Origin of the sequence: Ruminococcus sp. XPD3002, assembly GCA_900119535.1 — a bacterium.
GTDB classification, from domain to species: domain Bacteria; phylum Bacillota; class Clostridia; order Oscillospirales; family Ruminococcaceae; genus Ruminococcus; species Ruminococcus flavefaciens_H.
Map to the genome: position 1 here is coordinate 33,734 of FPJT01000019.1, position 16,628 is coordinate 50,361.

Here is a 16,628-nt window from a genome sequence, read left to right on the forward strand (position 1 = left end):
ATGTCCCGTATCGCGGAAGTTGCCGTAAGCGGAACTGCTTACTCATTTGATATGCTGTTCAGCTATGCTGTCCCCGAGTGGTTAAATATCAGAGAGGGATGCAGAGTGCTGGTGCCCTTCGGCAGGGGCAATAAGCGCAGGATCGGCGTAGTTATGAAGATATCGGAGGGTGATACCTCCGCTCTCAAGCCGCTGGCCGATGCTGTGGATGCCGAACCTGTCATATCGGGTGAGCTTCTGGAACTGGCGGTATATCTCCGCGAGCATACCTTCTGTACATACTTTGAGGCTGTGAAGATAATGCTTCCCCCGGGTATGGGTGTGAAGGTCAGGGAAAAGTATTCCATTCCGCGAAACAGCGCCGTTCAGGGAGAGATAAGCGATGAGGCACGGGAGCTTTTCAGCTCTCTTGCATGTGCTTCGGGCGAAAAGGAACTGAACGAGCTGATCGAAAACTATATCACAGAAAACGGCAGGCTTCTCATCGATGAACTCTGCGAGGCAGGTGTACTTGCCTCGAATAACGTGTTCAGGCAGAATGTAGGGGATGCCTCTGTGAAAATGGTAAGGCTCTCGGAGAAGTATCTCAGTGATCCGCAGAGCTTCAGCCTTACTCCGAAACAGCAGAAGGCTGCGGTATTTCTTGCGGAATACGGTTCGGCGTCGGTAAAGGAAGCCGCATATATGTGCGGAGTCACCGATACCGTGATAAAGCGCCTTACAGCAAGCGGAGCGGCTGTAGAGTACGACATGGAGGTCTACAGACACGTAGAGGACGGCTCGGAGGGATCATGTGATCCCGAGGATACTGTTCTTTCCGATGAACAGCAGAAGGTACACGATGCTGTACTCGGACAGATGTTCGAGAGAAAACCGTCTGTATTCCTGCTTCACGGCGTTACTGGAAGCGGTAAGACTTCCGTTTTTGAGAAACTAATAAACGATACCATAAAGCTCGGACGTCAGGCGATGCTTCTGATACCCGAGATTGGACTTACTCCTCAGATGCTGAGGAGGTTCAGGTCGCTTTTCGGCGAAAGAGTAGCAGTTATACACAGCGGTCTTTCACTGGGACAGCGTCTTGATGAATACAAACGTATAAAACGCGGCGATGCGGATATCGTAATAGGTACAAGAAGTGCTGTTTTTGCACCTCTTTCGGACATCGGACTCATTATTATCGATGAGGAGGGCGAAAGGACTTACAAGTCCGAAAGCTCACCGAGGTACAGCACCCACGATATCGCGAAGCAAAGGTGCGGAAAGCATGATGCGGTACTGCTCCTTGCCTCTGCAACGCCTTCCATAGAGAGCTATTATCTCGCCGAAAGGGGAGTATACAAGCTCCTTGAAATGAAAAAAAGATACAGCAGCAGTCCTCTGCCCGAGGTAACAATGGTGGATATGAACCTCGAAAGGGAAGAGGGCAATCCTTCGGAGTTCAGCCGGCGTCTCGTTGAGGAGATAAACCTCAACCTGAAAAACGGCGAACAGAGTATACTTCTGCTCAACCGCAGGGGCTACCACACTATAATAAGCTGCTGTGACTGTCACCAGCCCGTGTATTGTCCCAACTGTTCGGTGCCGCTTACCTTCCATAAGCGCAACGGCAGGATGATGTGCCACTACTGCGGCTATACAGGCGAACCTGTGAAAAAGTGTCCCTCATGCGGCTCGGAAAAGCTCATAAGTATGGGCTTCGGCACACAGCGCCTTGAAGAGGAACTCGGCACATATTTTCCCTCCGCAAGGATACTCAGAATGGACGCTGATACCACTTTTTCCCGCTATTCCTACGAGAAGAACTTCGCCGACTTCAGAAACGGCGAATACGATATAATGATAGGCACCCAGATGATAGGCAAGGGACTTGATTTCCCGAATGTCACGCTGGTTGGTGTACTTTCCGTTGATAAGGCGCTTTACGCAGGAGATTTCCGAAGCTATGAGCGTACCTTTTCCCTGATAACTCAGGTAGTCGGACGAGGCGGAAGAGGCGAAAGAAAGGGACGTGCAGTCCTTCAGACCTTCATCCCCGACCACTACATCATGAATCTTGCCGCAGAACAGGACTACAAGGGATTCTACAGAGAGGAGATTGCTATACGCAAAGTAATGGTCTTTCCGCCCCTTTGCGATATGTGCATCTTCTGTTTCACCGCCGATGACGAAGTGACTGTGAAGAACGGTGCAGATGCGGTCATCGCTCTTATGAACGTCCGTCTTAAGGAGCTTCAGCCGAAAACTCCCGTGAGAGTTCTGGGACCTGTAAGGTGTTCCTATGGACGAATAGGCGGCAGATACCGCTACAGGATAATCATGAAATGCAAGAATACCGCAGAAATGCGCGGATTTATAAGCAGAGTCCTGACAGAAGGGGCAAAGCTGAAAGAAATGGCAAAAGTCACTCTCTATGCCGATATGAACGGCGATGTGGGAGTATGAAAGGATAGATACCAATGGCATTAAGAAAAATACTCACAGATAAGGATGAAATGCTCCACAAGGTATGCAAGCCCGTTGAAAAGTTCGACGAAAAGCTTGCACAGCTTCTGGACGATATGCACGAAACCCTCGACAAGGCGCAGGGACTTGGTCTTGCTGCACCTCAGATAGGCATTTGCCGCCGCATATTCATCATGCACCTTGAGGAAGGCAGTTTCGAGGCTATAAACCCCGAAGTTACCATGAAAAAAGGCAAGCAGCGCGTACAGGAGGGCTGTCTCTCATGCCCGAATGTATGGGGATATGTAACACGTCCCAAGAGCTGTCACCTTAAGGCTCAGGACAGAAACGGCAACTGGTACGAAATGGACTTCACCGACCTCGGAGCGCAGTGTACCTGCCACGAGAATGACCACCTTGACGGCCATGTATTCACCGAGATAGTTGAGGAGTTCTTTGTGCCAGAAGAGGAGGAGTGACCTTGAAGATAGTATTTATGGGAACTCCCGATTTTGCGGTGCCGTGCCTCAGAACACTTGCTGAAAGCAGTCACGAGGTAGCGGCAGTCTTTACTCAGCCCGATAAGCCGAAGGGAAGAGGCTACAAAATGATACCTACTCCCGTAAAGGCTGCTGCGGAGGAATACGGTCTGCCTGTATACCAGCCGCTGTCGCTGAGAAAGGGCGAGGATGCAGAGGAAGCAATGAATATTTTGAAGGATATTGCTCCCGATCTCATCGTTGTAACTGCCTACGGACAGATACTGCCGAAGGAGATACTCGAACTCCCGAAGCACGGATGCATCAATATACATGCTTCACTTCTGCCGAAATACCGCGGAGCTGCGCCTATAAACTGGGTAATACTCAACGGCGAGACCAAAACAGGTGTTACCTCCATGCAGATGAGCGAGGGACTTGATACAGGCGACATGCTTATCAAAAAATCCACTGATATAGGCAAAAACGAGACCTATCAGGAGCTTTATGCACGCCTTTCAGCAATGGGCGGAGAGGTCCTTGCAGAGACTCTGGATGCAATAGAGAACGGTACGCTTTCTCCCGAGAAGCAGGATGATTCACTTTCCTGTTATTCCCCGATGATACGCAAGGAAATGAGCGCACTGGACTTCACATGGTCCGCAGAGAAGGTACACAATACCATCCGCGGAGTTACAGGCTTCACTATGCTGGGCGGAAAGCGTCTCAAGGTATTTGCGTCTGAGATCTCGGACAATATTGCTCACGGCGAGGCAGGTACTATCGCCGATCCTAAATGCTTTGCAGTCAACTGCGGCGACGGAGTTGTAGTATTCCGTGAGGTGCAGCTTGAAGGCAGCAAGCGAATGAAGACCGAGGATTTCCTCAGAGGAAAGAAACTCGAAAAAGGTGAAAAATTAGGCTGACAAGGAGGATGAATATGGATATACTCTTTTATATCGTCATTATAACTCTGCCGCTTCTGGCATCACTCAACGTAAAAATGACGTTCAAGAAGTACAGTACAGTCGAGAATTCAAGGGGACTCCGTGCAGAAGATGTTGCAAGAAGGATACTCGATGCAAACGGTCTTTATGACACTAAGATCGAGCATGTCGGCGGCAATCTCACCGATCACTACGATCCTACAGAGAACGTAGTCCGCCTTTCTGATGCGACTTACGGAAAAACTTCCGTTGCAGCTATCGGAGTTGCTGCTCACGAATGCGGACACGTATGTCAGCATGCCGAGAATTACACTCCCATCGTTATAAGAAGCAAGATCGTACCTGCTGTGTCGATATGCTCTAAATTCTGGTATTTTGCATTCCTCATAGGTGTTCTGGTATTCAACTATGCAAGATCGCCTTTCATGATATACGTAGGTATCGCTATGTTTTCAGCTGTAGTTCTGTTCCAGCTTGTAACTCTCCCTACAGAGCTAAATGCAAGCGGCAGAGCACTGAAAACTCTCGAAACTGAAAGCATACTCGAAGCAGACGAGATAGCTCCTGCAAAGAAGGTGCTGACAGCAGCTGCAATGACCTATGTTACAGCACTTGTCACATCTATACTCCAGCTTCTCCGTATGCTGGCAATGGTCAACAGAAGAAGATAATGACAGATCCGAGATACCTTGCTGTCAAGCTTCTGAACAAGACTTTCAGGAACGGCAGCTATTCAAATCTACAGCTCAGCGCAGGACTTGATTCCGCTGAACTCAGCGACAGGGACAAGAAACTCTGCTCTGCTATCTACTATGGAGTGATACAGCGCAGGATAAGTCTGGACTGCGTCATAGACAGGCTTTCAAGCCGTCCCGTTTCAAAAATGGACGATGCGGTGGTAAATATACTCCGTTCGGGTATATACCAGCTTGCCTACATGGACTCCGTACCCGATAACGCCGCAGTGAACGAGAGCGTATCACTTGCGAAGCGTTTCGGAAAGACAAGTGCTTCTGGCATGGTAAATGCTGTGCTCCGCAGCTTTATCCGTCAGGATAAGGCGATTTACACGGGAAAGACTGAGGATGTAAAGTCACTGTCGATAGTTTATTCCTGTCCCGAGGAAGTGGTCCGCAGTCTTGAAAAGGACTACGGCAGGGAATTCACCTTGAAATTCCTTGAACGCTCTGTGGGAAAGGGACACACTTACCTCCGCAGGAATCAGCTTAAATGCACAGCAGAGGAGCTGAAAAATGCTCTCGGAGGGATAGACGCCGCTGAAACAGGCGATGAGCTTCCCGAATGTATGTGCGTAGCCGACGGCGGAAATATTACAGCTACAGAAGCCTTCGCAAAGGGCTTCTTCCATGTGCAGTCACAGGCTTCGCAGTACTGCTGCCGTGCGCTTGCGCCGACAGAGAGCGATACTGTGCTTGATATGTGTGCAGCTCCGGGAGGAAAGACCTTCACTATGGCGGAAATGATGAACGGCAAGGGCAGGATCTACGCTTTTGACCTTCACGAAAAACGTGCAGAGCTGATACGCAGGGGAGCCGAAAGGCTCGGACTTGAAAATGTCACTGCTGCGGCAGGAGATGCGACAAAGTTCAACAGCGAACTGCCTTCATTCAGCAGGATACTCTGCGATGTGCCCTGTTCGGGACTGGGCGTTATAGCGAAAAAACCCGAGATAAAGTACAAGAAGCTTTCGGAATTTGAAAGACTTCCCGAGATACAGTACAGCATAGTTCAGAACGCTCTGAACTATCTGGAAGCAGGCGGAGAGCTTGTCTACTCCACCTGTACCGTCCGAAAGGCGGAAAACGATGAGGTCTGCGACAGACTTCTAAGGGAGCATCCCGAGGTAGAAGCGGTTGAGCTTCCGGAGATGCTCGGAAAAAAATTCGGATGCCGTGCGACACTTTCGCCGCTGGACGGCTTCGATGACGGCTTTTTCATTGCAAAGTTCAGAAAGAAAAAATAAGGCGGTGATCAATTGGAAAAAACGGATATCCTCAGTCTGTCTCTTGAAGAAATAGAGAAGGTCCTTGTGGCAAACGGAGAGAAAAAATTCAGGGCGAAACAGGTCTTCCAGTGGCTTCATGTAAAAAGAGTGTTTGATTTTGATAAAATGACTGATATATCTGTCCAATTGAGAGGGCGGCTGAAAGAAATTTTTTGTATAAATGGACTATTTGTGCAGAAAAAGCTTGAATCTCATATGGATAATACGGTAAAATATCTTTATGGGCTTTCAGACGGCAATTTTGTCGAGACTGTTCTCATGGAATATAACTACGGTCACAGCATCTGTGTTTCAACTCAGGTGGGGTGCAAAATGGGGTGCAGGTTCTGCGCTTCGGCTATCGCAGGATACGTCAGAAGTCTTGAACCTTCAGAGATCCTCATGCAGATATATGAGACGGAAAAGAACTCGGGCGTAAAGGTCTCGGGGATAGTCCTTATGGGCATCGGCGAACCGTTGGATAACTACGATAATGTGGTGAAGTTCCTTAAGCTCCTTTCCGATAAGAACGGCAACAATATGAGCCTGAGACACGTTTCACTTTCGACCTGCGGAATTGTTCCGAGGATATACGATCTTGCGGAGCTTCGGCTGGGACTTACCCTTTCGGTATCGCTCCACAGTGCGGATAATATCCGAAGAAGTGAAATAATGCCCGTCAACAGAACATATAATATAGAAAAGCTCCTTGAAGCCTGCCGGTACTACATCGACAGAACGGGACGGCGCATAACATTCGAGTATGCCGTTATCGACGGAGTCAATTCATCAGAGGCGGATGCGGACAAGCTTGCATCACTTCTGAGAGGCATGAACTGTCACGTTAACCTTATCCCTGTGAATAAGGTGAAAGAGAGAAATTATCATACCGCAAGATCTGGAGTTGTTGAATTTGCAAAGCTCCTTGATAAATGCGGTATAAACGCTACCGTGAGAAGAACTCTCGGAAGCGATATAGAAGCGGCATGCGGTCAGCTGAGACGTGATGCCGCAGAACAGAACAGAAATGAGAAAGGAGGTGCGGATCGGTGAGATTCAGATTCGGTACGGATATCGGTCTGAGGCGAGAGGAAAATCAGGACGCTGTAAGATGTGAGTATTTCGGTCACAATATCCTGGCTGTCGTGTGCGACGGCATGGGCGGAGAACGTGCGGGCAAAGAGGCAAGCAGCCTTGCGATCGACGAGTTCTTCCAGCATTTTTCAGAGAGCTACAGCGAGAATCTCGACGATGAAGCGATCCGTAACCTGCTGATTAAATCAGTCTCGGCGGCAAATACCGTGATCTATACCCGCGCAAGGCTTGATTTCAAGAACTTCGGAATGGGTACGACCTGTGTGGCTGCATTTGTAACAGCGAATACGGCTTATATCATAAATGTCGGCGACAGCCGCGCTTATCTTATCGCAGAAAATGGTCTGCACCGCATAACTACCGACCACAACGTTTCTACGCTGCTCTTTGAACAGGGTAAGATAACCGAGGAAGAGGTAGAGAACCACCCCCAGAAGCATATGCTCGTAAGGGCGGTAGGCGTTGAAAAGACCGTTACTGCTGACACATTTATACTTGACTACACAGATAAGATCAGCTTGCTGCTCTGTTCTGACGGTTTGTCGGGATATTGCAGCGATGATGAAATATACAGCGTTATCGCCAAAGCGGAATTTGACGATATTGCACAGGAATTGATCAATCTTGCTCTGAATAAGGGCGGCCGTGACAATGTTACGGTTGCGGTAATTTCGGACTGATACAGGAGGAAGGAAACAATGGATAAGTACATTGGCAAAAAGCTCGATGGCAGATATGAGATAACCGAGCTGATAGGCGTTGGCGGAATGGCTGAGGTCTATAAAGGTGTTGATGTTATCGACAACAAAGCGGTAGCGATCAAGATACTCAAAAAGGAGTATGCGGAAAATGAGGAGTTCCTGAGAAGGTTCAGGAATGAATCAAAGGCGATCGCAGTTCTCTCACATCCTAACATAGTAAAGATATATGATGTGGGATTCTCAGAGAAAATACAGTATATCGTCATGGAATACATCGACGGTATCACTCTCAAGGAGTATATCGAAGAGGAAAAGGTCCTCACATGGAAGGATACCGTACACTTCGTTATACAGATACTCCGTGCACTTCAGCACGCTCACGACAAGGGTATAGTTCACCGTGATATCAAGCCCCAGAACATCATGATGTTCAACGACGGCACTATCAAGGTCATGGACTTCGGTATTGCCAAGTTCGCAAGAGAAGAAGGCAAGACAGCTACCGATCAGGCTATCGGAAGCGTACACTATATCAGTCCTGAACAGGCAAGCGGTGCAGTAACAGACGCAAAGAGCGATATCTACTCAGTGGGCGCTATGATGTACGAGATGCTCACAGGCAAGAAGCCTTTCGACAGCGACAACCCCGTTGCTATCGCTGTTATGCATATGCATGATATCCCCGAAAGACCAAGAGCTATCAATCCCGATATCCCCGATGGTCTTGAAGAGATAGTCCTCAGAGCTATGGAAAAGGATCCTGATGACAGATACCAGACAACAGCAGAGATGATATCTGATATCGAGAAGTTCAAGAACGATCCTAAGATGACATTCGGCTATTATGAGGAAGAAACAGAAGAGACCGAGGACGTAAGATACTTCGATCAGCAGAAGGCTCCCGAGGCTCAGGCGCCTCAGCAGAACTATCAGGCACAGCCTCAGCCCGCTTATGCAGGTGCGGGTGCAGGATATATGGCTGATCAGCAGTACGGCGGCGGACAGCCTCCGCAGCAGCAGGCTTACGGAAACGTTTACAATAACGACGATTACTATGAGGACGAGGAAGAGGAAGAAGAGGAGGAGCGCGGTTCACTCGTTGTTCCTGTTCTTACCGCTGTAGTCGTAGTAGTTATCATAGTTGCAGTTATATTCATTGCAACACTTCTCAGCGGACTCCTTAAGGGCGGCGACAAGAGATCAAAGCTTGAAATGCCCGATGTTGTTGGTATGGACTTCAACGACGCTGTGAACATGTGGGGTACAAACCTCCAGTTCCAGGAGGACGGACAGGAATACAACCCTGCTGAACCGGGTACTATCATTTCCCAGAGCATCGAAGCAGGTGCAGAGTTCAGAAAGGGCGACGTAGTAAAGGTAAAGATCAGTAAGGGACAGGAAACAGTCGAAGTTCCGAACTGTGTCAATATGAATCAGGAAATAGCCAAGGATCAGCTGCGAAAACGAGGGCTTGAAGTTGAAGTGCGAAACTCCTCCAGTGCAGAAGTCCAGAAGGGCTATGTAATCAGCTCTGAGCCTGAGGCAGGCACTACAGTACACAAGGGACAGACGATCCTTCTGTACGTAAGTATGGGTGCTGAGGCAGGTCAGGTAAAGGTTGACGATTACGTTAAGATGTCCGTTGACGACGCTGTAACAATGGCAGAGTACAAGGGACTTAAGCCTAAGACAGAGCTCGTTGCTTCTTACGAGGACGAGGGCAAGGTCGTTAAGCAGTCCATCGACAAGGGCGAAAAGGTAGAGATCGGTACAGAGATCGTATTCCAGGTAAGTAACGGTAAGAAGCCTGACGGCGTTATCGCATTTACAGTTCCGTTCCCTGCTGAAGCAAACGGAAGATTCGCTATCGACTTCATCCTCAGAGATGAAGAGGGCAAGGTTAAGCCTGTATCATCAGGTAACTTCATCTGCCCTGAGATGTCATCCATCACAACAGATATCGAGGGTTCAGGCGAGCATGTATCAGTACAGGCAATGCTTACAAACCTCAACAATAACGCAAGAGCTCAGATCGGTTCTTACACATTCAACTTCGCAACACAGAGCTACAGCTCTGACGGTAACGAGGATATCTGGGGCGCATTCAGCCAGGTAGGCGGATTCAATATTCCTACTGAAGCTCCAGTTGTTGAGACACCTACGGAGCCTCCTGTTGTTGAAGCACCTACAGAGTGGGTTGATCCTAATCAGGGACAGCAACAGCAGCCTCAGGATCAGAATGTACCCGGTGTCAATGGTGATTATGTAAATGGTGAATGGAAACCTTACATTGTTAAAGGAAACGGTGATTATCGTGATGGAGTATGGGTATGGTATGATGATACAAATGGTAGCTGGACTGGTCCTGGTGGAACATGGCAGTGGAGCGAACAGTGACAAACGCTAAAACAAGCGGAATAATAACGAAATGCTTAGGGGGACTCTACACTGTAGAGTCCCCTGTGGGTATATATGAGTGTAAAGCGAGAGGAGTATTCCGCAGCAAGGGTATAAGTCCCTGCACAGGCGACCGTGTTACCGTTGAAAACGGGGTTATCACGGAGATAGAGCCTCGCAGGAACCATATCATAAGACCTCCTCTGGCAAACCTTGACCAGATAATATTCATAGTGTCCACAGTCAGTCCTGCACCGAATTATCTGCTGCTGGACAAGTTCATAGCCGTTGCGGAGTATAAGGGGATAACTCCCGTTATGATAATTACAAAGACGGACCTCGGCGACAGCAGCGGCATACATGAGATATACGAGAAAATTGGTATAGAAGTCCTTGAAGCGGACTACGGCGATGAAAGCTCTATACAGAAGGTTAGAGAATTGCTCAGCGGCAGGATAAGTGCCTTTACGGGCAACTCGGGTGCAGGAAAGTCCACTCTGCTCAATGCGGTTGAACCCGAACTCAATATAGCTACGGGAGAGATAAGCCGCAAGCTTGGCAGAGGAAGACACACTACTCGCCACGCAGAGCTTTACAAGCTCAGGGACGGCGGATATATCGCAGATACTCCGGGTTTTTCCACCTTCGAGACCAACAGGTACGATATAATCCGCAAGGAGGAGCTTGCAGGCTGCTTCCGGGAGTTTTCCGAGCTGACTGATAACTGCCGTTTCCGTGACTGCTCACATACCTGCGAAAAGGGATGCGCCGTAGTGGAGGCGGTGGAGTCGGGAGACATACCGAAAAGCCGTCATGAAAGCTACTGCACTATGTACGAGGAAGCAAGACAGCTCAAGGAGTGGGAATTGAAATGAAAAGATGTCACATTTTTGCAGGCGGAGACCTGGGAAAGATAGCTGATTACTGGTTCCCGAACCACGGCGGCTATGTTATATGTGCCGACAGCGGATACAAACACGCAAAGAAGCTTGGACTTGTCCCTGACCTTCTTGTGGGAGACTTTGATTCGTACACAAGGAAGCTTCCGAAGGGTGTTGAGGTGTATCGTTCCGTGCCAGAAAAGGATGATACCGATACACTTATGGCAGTCAAGATAGCAATAGAGCGAGGATATACCAACATTTACCTTTACGGAGCACTTGGCGGTCCTCGTTTCGACCATGCATTTGCCAACATACAGACTATGCTATACGCCCGTGAACACGGTGCGGACCTCATCCTCATCGGTAACGGCACACTGCTTCTGCAAGGGGCAGGTGAGGCAATGTACACCGAGGAAAGCAAGCGCTGGGGGTACAAGTACCTTTCGGTTTTTGCGATTACCGAGACCGTGAAGATAAAAAGTCTCAGGGGAGTGAAATACCCTCTGGAAAACTACGAAATGAAGTCCTCATTTCCGATCGGAGTCAGCAACGAGATAACCGACGGACAGGCTTTCCTTGATATCGAAAGCGGACTTGCACTTGTGATGCAGTTATGAAGTAACATGATTCCTTCTGCTGAATATAATGAAATATACGTTCAGCAAAGGAGGAGAGCAGATGAAAATAGTAGTCATAAAGAGTCCGAAGGTGCTTTCGGGGATACTAAGAGTGGTATTCGGCATAAAAAAGGAAGAAGAATAGCAAAACGGCGGACAATGTCCGCCGTTTTATTTTGTAGCCTTAAGTTTTTTTTCGTGAGCGTATGATCGTAAATAACAACATAGTTAAAAGAGTACCTGTAAGCGCTCCCGATGTGTCTATCAGTACATCCGTGAACTGACATGAGCGTCCCGGGACGAAATACTGGTGAAGTTCATCCGAACACGCATACAGGAAACAGAATATCATGTTCACCGCAGTACCTTTGCTTAGCAGCTTACGCCTGCCCACCGTAAGGGACGAAAAGAATCCCAGTGCGGTGTAAACGGTGAAGTGAGCAAGCTTTCTGATGATGTGTTCCACCTTATCCATTGTCGCCTGCTGCTGTGCAGGAGACATCTTGTCGTAATCGGGTGCAACTATTGATATGACTGCTCTGGTTATCATTCCGCTTTTATCCGATGATTCGTCCGAATTATCACAGGAAAACATGAATATAACTGCCATGCATACAAGTGTCATGAGTCCTGCCGCAAGACGAGCTGCAAGTTTTTTGGTATCCAATACAGTGACCTCCGAATAATTATTTATCTTTGAACATTATACTACAGACTGAAAAAATTGTAAAGATGTGAAAATTGTAACCATTTAGTAACCATTAATTTGAAAAATGCCTTGTAAATCGCAATTGTTCATGGTATAATAATTTATATATGGATTATTTTGGTTTCAGACATGCTGAGAAACATACCTCGCAGCCTTTTTCTTACGGGGTGATTCGCGCTCTCTGCGGCTGATGGTACAGTGAATGTCTGCATATCTTCGGAGGTAAAGATGAAGGGACTTTTTTCAAATATATGGACTAAGCGTTTTTTTGCCCTGATCGGCGCACTGTATACCGTGGGCGTTTGTAAGCTGTGTTACTACTCGATCTTCTACAACATACATATAGATTCGCGCGGTTCGGTATGTCTTGCAGTTTCGGCAGTTTCTCTGCTGGCACTCATCATCATGCTCTATACGCGCAAACAGGTGATAACACGTATATGCAGCTTCGTTATACTGGCTGCGATGCTTCCCGTGGTCCTGCTGTATTTCGGCGAATGGGAACTGATCTTCCCGATAGTCATAACGGGAATCATAATACTGTTGTTGTCAGGCGCAGGTGAAGGAGCTAAGACCGCGCTCGGTACGATAATCCTTCTCATGTACATCTTCGGAGCGCTTGGTTACTTCCTGTTCACTTCGTTCTTCGTTTCCTCCGCAAAGCAGGAGGTCGTTGAAAAGGGAGTTTCACCTTCGGGCAAATACCGCTACGAGATAGTCAATACCGAGGACAGCTCCAACGGAAGTACGGCTGTTTATGTAGAGCCGAACTACGCAGATGTGACCTATCCGAACGTTACATTCACACTTAAGAATATATCAAGAGTCGTTTATCTCGACCGTCCGATATGCCAGGAGATCAATATCGACTGGAATACACAGACACGTAAGGAAGTTACAAGTCAGCTTAACAGCATATCAGATAACATAAAGGTCAATCTTTCAGACAGTGAGCTTGAAAAGCTCGGCCATAGCTGTGACAGCAGACTTCAGCTTGCTAATGTCAATGTTTACGATCTCTTTGCTATAGGAAAGACTGCTCACGATGTTGATCCTATCAGACTTGATACACTTGATGAAAAACAGCTTGCACACTTTGGTGTCGGCAAGGACGCTTCAGGCAGATATTACGTGCTTGAGCCTTCCGATGAGCTTCTTGAAGAAACAGAGATTGAGAGAGGACAGACAGTGTTCTTCTCCGAACTCGACAGCAAGGGATTTGCTCAGTTCAACAAGGATAACCGTGATGAGTACGGCAGCGAACTCTATACGATCGAGAAAGATAATTCGATAGAGCTTGCTTCACTTACCGATGAACAGCTTGCCGAACTCGGCGTATCCGACCAGGGCGACATAATGACGTTCAACGGAAAGATATGCTTCCGCTTCTATGTTGCGGAAATAGAGGACTACTTCAATACAGAAAAAAGAAAATTATCAGTAGATCTTCTCAACTCTTAAGTTTACAAGGGGCGCAGCTCCTTGATATAGAAATGAAAAAAAGGCGGAAAGACCGCCGTATGTGTAGACCGCGAAAAGCGGATTATGAAAGGAAACAAAATAATGGATGAAACTATGATCTTTGACGGGCATGGTGTATCTGCGCCCGCAAACACTCAGACGGAGTCTGCTCACGCATCAGAAAATGATACAGCAACAAAAGTAATATCAATGAAGGCAGTCAGACTAAAGAAAAATTTCAGGAACAGTGAGGCAGCGTCCCCTATGGAAGCTACAAAGAATATCAATAGCGAAACAGAAAAAGTACAGCCTGCCGAACAGGCAATGGCTGAACCTTCTCAGCAGGAGGAGCAGATACAGGAAACTGTAAGCGAGTCCGCTGAAGTTAAAACTGCTGAAAAAAAGCCTGTAAGCAAGGCTAAAAAGAGAAAGCTGAAGCTTTCATGTCCTGCAAAGACGATATTCATGTCATTTGTTTTTGCAATGTGGATCTTCGGAAACTTCTTCGTACTGGCAAACGATATGACTTTCCAGTTCTATTTCTCATTCCTTACTATGTCGGCTACTTTTGCTCTGCTTTGTCTTGAACGCTGGTTCGTTCGCATGAGATACATCGGCGTGAGCATTATCATACAGCAGATAACTCTGATAGCTGCATGGGTATTTTACATACGCCATGCTTCCGAGCCTGTTTCACACTGGATGGCTCTTATGTATGCAGGCTACCACCTTGTAATGCCTTCATGTATGCTCCTTGTTGGTCTGGTATTCAGAAAGATCGGAAGAACTGTACAGGCTCTTACAGACAAGTTCAACGCAAGAGTTGCAAAGGTAAAGGAAATACAGGCGAGACGTGCTGCAAGAGCAGCTGTGGCAGCTGTACCTCAGCCAGCAGGCATGGAAGTTCTTACAACTCCCGAGGTCGCAGAAGAAGCTGTTCACAATCTTTCTGCAGCAGAGGACAAGCACGAGTCGACTGAAAGCAGCTCGACAGTTGCATAAGATATTATATCAATGTATATAACGGGCGGAACTGCTTTACAGTTTTCCGCCCTTATGAATAAAGGGATAACAGAATGATGTAATGGTGTATAGATCAGGAAAAGGTATATGAGCAAGCTCATATTATCAATAAATTACGGACTTACCTTGTAGGTCCTGAAAAGGAGTGCTATTATGTCATACGTTATTGGAGTGGACTGCGGTACCAGCGGTACAAAGACAGTCCTTTTCGATGAAAAGGGAGCCGTTATCGCTTCCAAAACAATTGAATACCCCATGTATCAGCCTAAAAACGGCTATGCTGAACAGGAACCCTCTGACTGGTCAGATGCTATGGTCAATACCATAAAGGCTGTTATGGCGGCAAGCGGCGTAAAGAAAGAGGACGTTAAGGGTATCGGTATTTCGGGACAGATGCATGGTCTTGTTATGCTGGATAAGGATAACAATGTTCTTCGCCGTTCGATCATCTGGTGCGATCAGCGTACAGCTGCTGAGGTAGACGAGATGAACCGTATAGTAGGCAGAGACAAGCTGGTAGAGATAACAGCTAACCCTGCACTTACAGGCTGGACTGCTGCTAAGATACTCTGGGTAAAGAACAACGAACCTGAGGTCTACTCAAAGGTAGCTCACATCCTTCTTCCTAAGGATTATCTCAGATTCATACTTACAGGCGAGTATGCAACTGAAGTTTCAGACGCTTCAGGTATGCAGCTTCTTGATGTTCCTAACCGTAAGTGGTCCGATGAACTTCTTACTGCTTTTGAGATAGACAAGAACTGGCTCGGCAAGGTTTACGAGTCCTGTGAGGTAACAGGTAAACTTACAAAGGCAATGGCTGAGACTCTCGGACTCTGCGAGGGCACTATCGTAGTAGGCGGCGCAGGAGACAATGCCGCAGCTGCTGTTGGTACAGGCGTTGTTGAGGACGGTAAGGCTTTCACAACTATCGGTACTTCAGGCGTTGTATTTGCTCACACTTCCGATATCTCTATCGACAAGCAGGGCAGAGTTCATACATGCTGTGCTGCTGTTCCTAATGCTTGGCACGTTATGGGCGTTACACAGGGTGCAGGACTTTCACTGAAGTGGTTCAGAGATAATTTCTGCATGACTGAAAAGGAAACAGCTAAGCTTATGGGCGTTGATGAGTATTACCTCATGGATAAGCAGGCTGAGACTGTTCCCGTAGGCGCTAACAGACTTCTCTATCTGCCATACCTTATGGGTGAAAGAACTCCTCATCTTGATCCTGATGCAAGAGGAGTATTCTTCGGACTTTCAGCAATTCACACACGTAAGGATATGCTCCGTGCAGTTCTTGAGGGCGTTACTTATTCTCTCCGTGACTGCGTTGAGGTATTCCGTGAAATGAACGTAAATGTAAACGATATGATGGCATGCGGCGGCGGCGGTTCTTCACCGCTCTGGAGAAGCATGCTGGCTGACCTTTATAACTGCAATGTAAAAACAGTTGCTTCAAAGGAAGGTCCCGCACTTGGTGTTGCTATACTTGCAAGCGTAGGCGCAGGTATCTACAGCAGCGTTACTGAGGCTTGCGGAGCTATCATCAAGACAGATAAGGTACAGGAGCCAAAGGCTGAGAACGTTCCCGAATATGAGAAATACTATCAGCTCTACAGAGAGATCTATCCTGCACTTAAAGCGCAGTTTGCTAAACTTGCTTCACTCTGATGATTTAAGGCAACGCCGCACAAAGCACACCTGATGGTTTGCACTGAATATGCTTGCATATTTTCCGCCATCTTGCACAGAAATCCCTTGACATACGTAAGTATGCCGGCGGAATTTCTATACAATCTTACGAAAAATCTGTCAGCGCATCTTCAGCACAAGCTTTGTGCGGTGTTGCCTTAGCAAGT

General features: G+C 47.6%; 15 protein-coding genes. 14 read left to right on the forward strand and 1 reads right to left on the reverse strand.

Features of this window, described 5'->3' with window-relative positions; genetic code table 11:
• The 11 genes from priA to spoVM all read left to right on the forward strand — a co-directional run bounded on the left by priA (position 1) and on the right by spoVM (position 11,715).
• Positions 1-2,445 (forward strand): replication restart helicase PriA, encoded by a 2,445-nt coding sequence (gene priA, locus BT127_RS14050; RefSeq protein ID WP_075425604.1) that lies wholly within the window; start codon positions 1-3, stop codon positions 2,443-2,445.
• A gap of 14 nt (positions 2,446-2,459) precedes the next feature.
• Positions 2,460-2,924: a peptide deformylase gene (gene def / locus BT127_RS14055; RefSeq protein ID WP_075425605.1), complete on the forward strand. Its 465-nt coding sequence runs from the start codon at positions 2,460-2,462 to the stop codon at positions 2,922-2,924.
• Positions 2,925-2,926: 2 nt separating this feature from the next.
• Positions 2,927-3,850 (forward strand): methionyl-tRNA formyltransferase, encoded by a 924-nt coding sequence (gene fmt, locus BT127_RS14060; protein WP_139275546.1) that lies wholly within the window; start codon positions 2,927-2,929, stop codon positions 3,848-3,850.
• Between the two features lie 14 nt (positions 3,851-3,864).
• Entirely contained in the window at positions 3,865-4,542 is a 678-nt protein-coding gene (locus BT127_RS14065; RefSeq protein ID WP_139275548.1) for a zinc metallopeptidase, read from the forward strand.
• Positions 4,542-5,855 (forward strand): 16S rRNA (cytosine(967)-C(5))-methyltransferase RsmB, encoded by a 1,314-nt coding sequence (gene rsmB / locus BT127_RS14070; RefSeq protein WP_075425607.1) that lies wholly within the window; start codon positions 4,542-4,544, stop codon positions 5,853-5,855. Before BT127_RS14065 ends, rsmB begins: the two co-directional genes overlap by 1 nt.
• A 12-nt stretch (positions 5,856-5,867) precedes the next feature.
• Positions 5,868-6,929 carry a dual-specificity RNA methyltransferase RlmN gene (gene rlmN / locus BT127_RS14075; protein WP_075425608.1) on the forward strand — a complete coding sequence of 354 codons (1,062 nt, stop codon included), beginning with the start codon at positions 5,868-5,870 and terminating at the stop codon, positions 6,927-6,929.
• Positions 6,926-7,651, forward strand: coding sequence for a Stp1/IreP family PP2C-type Ser/Thr phosphatase (locus BT127_RS14080; protein WP_075425609.1), 726 nt, complete (start codon positions 6,926-6,928; stop codon positions 7,649-7,651). Before rlmN ends, BT127_RS14080 begins: the two co-directional genes overlap by 4 nt.
• Before the next feature lie 18 nt (positions 7,652-7,669).
• On the forward strand, positions 7,670-10,069 hold the full coding sequence (gene pknB / locus BT127_RS14085; protein ID WP_075425610.1) for a Stk1 family PASTA domain-containing Ser/Thr kinase: 2,400 nt from the start codon (positions 7,670-7,672) through the stop codon (positions 10,067-10,069).
• The gene (gene rsgA / locus BT127_RS14090; protein ID WP_318257270.1) at positions 10,066-10,944 is read left to right on the forward strand and encodes a ribosome small subunit-dependent GTPase A; all 879 of its coding nucleotides are present in this window, start codon (positions 10,066-10,068) and stop codon (positions 10,942-10,944) included. Before pknB ends, rsgA begins: the two co-directional genes overlap by 4 nt.
• On the forward strand, positions 10,941-11,570 hold the full coding sequence (locus BT127_RS14095) for a thiamine diphosphokinase (RefSeq protein WP_075425612.1): 630 nt from the start codon (positions 10,941-10,943) through the stop codon (positions 11,568-11,570). Before rsgA ends, BT127_RS14095 begins: the two co-directional genes overlap by 4 nt.
• Positions 11,571-11,631: 61 nt before the next feature.
• Positions 11,632-11,715: a stage V sporulation protein SpoVM gene (spoVM, locus tag BT127_RS17385; protein WP_350339290.1), complete on the forward strand. Its 84-nt coding sequence runs from the start codon at positions 11,632-11,634 to the stop codon at positions 11,713-11,715.
• Positions 11,716-11,754: 39 nt separating this feature from the next.
• Here the strand turns inward: spoVM and BT127_RS14100 are convergent, their stop codons facing one another.
• Positions 11,755-12,237: a VanZ family protein gene (locus BT127_RS14100; RefSeq protein ID WP_082335060.1), complete on the reverse strand. Its 483-nt coding sequence runs from the start codon at positions 12,235-12,237 to the stop codon at positions 11,755-11,757.
• Between the two features lie 270 nt (positions 12,238-12,507).
• Here BT127_RS14100 and BT127_RS14105 point away from each other — a divergent pair, with 270 nt between their 5' ends.
• The 3 genes from BT127_RS14105 to xylB all read left to right on the forward strand — a co-directional run bounded on the left by BT127_RS14105 (position 12,508) and on the right by xylB (position 16,440).
• Complete coding sequence (locus BT127_RS14105; RefSeq protein WP_075425613.1) at positions 12,508-13,740, forward strand: hypothetical protein; 1,233 nt, start codon at positions 12,508-12,510, stop codon at positions 13,738-13,740.
• Between the two features lie 102 nt (positions 13,741-13,842).
• Entirely contained in the window at positions 13,843-14,742 is a 900-nt protein-coding gene (locus tag BT127_RS14110; protein ID WP_075425614.1) for an MFS transporter, read from the forward strand.
• A gap of 174 nt (positions 14,743-14,916) precedes the next feature.
• Entirely contained in the window at positions 14,917-16,440 is a 1,524-nt protein-coding gene (gene xylB, locus BT127_RS14115) for a xylulokinase (RefSeq protein ID WP_075425615.1), read from the forward strand.
• Positions 16,441-16,628: the final 188 nt, after the last annotated feature.

Bases quoted from the DNA above. Each gene is read 5' to 3' on its own strand.
- priA (WP_075425604.1), top strand. From the start codon at position 1: ATGTCCCGTATCGCGGAAGTTGCCGTAAGCGGAACTGCTTACTCATTT.
- def (WP_075425605.1), top strand. From the start codon at position 2,460: ATGGCATTAAGAAAAATACTCACAGATAAGGATGAAATGCTCCACAAG.
- BT127_RS14065 (WP_139275548.1), top strand. From the start codon at position 3,865: ATGGATATACTCTTTTATATCGTCATTATAACTCTGCCGCTTCTGGCA.
- rsmB (WP_075425607.1), top strand. From the start codon at position 4,542: ATGACAGATCCGAGATACCTTGCTGTCAAGCTTCTGAACAAGACTTTC.
- pknB (WP_075425610.1), top strand. From the start codon at position 7,670: ATGGATAAGTACATTGGCAAAAAGCTCGATGGCAGATATGAGATAACC.
- BT127_RS14095 (WP_075425612.1), top strand. From the start codon at position 10,941: ATGAAAAGATGTCACATTTTTGCAGGCGGAGACCTGGGAAAGATAGCT.
- spoVM (WP_350339290.1), top strand. From the start codon at position 11,632: ATGAAAATAGTAGTCATAAAGAGTCCGAAGGTGCTTTCGGGGATACTA.
- BT127_RS14105 (WP_075425613.1), top strand. From the start codon at position 12,508: ATGAAGGGACTTTTTTCAAATATATGGACTAAGCGTTTTTTTGCCCTG.
- BT127_RS14110 (WP_075425614.1), top strand. From the start codon at position 13,843: ATGGATGAAACTATGATCTTTGACGGGCATGGTGTATCTGCGCCCGCA.
- xylB (WP_075425615.1), top strand. From the start codon at position 14,917: ATGTCATACGTTATTGGAGTGGACTGCGGTACCAGCGGTACAAAGACA.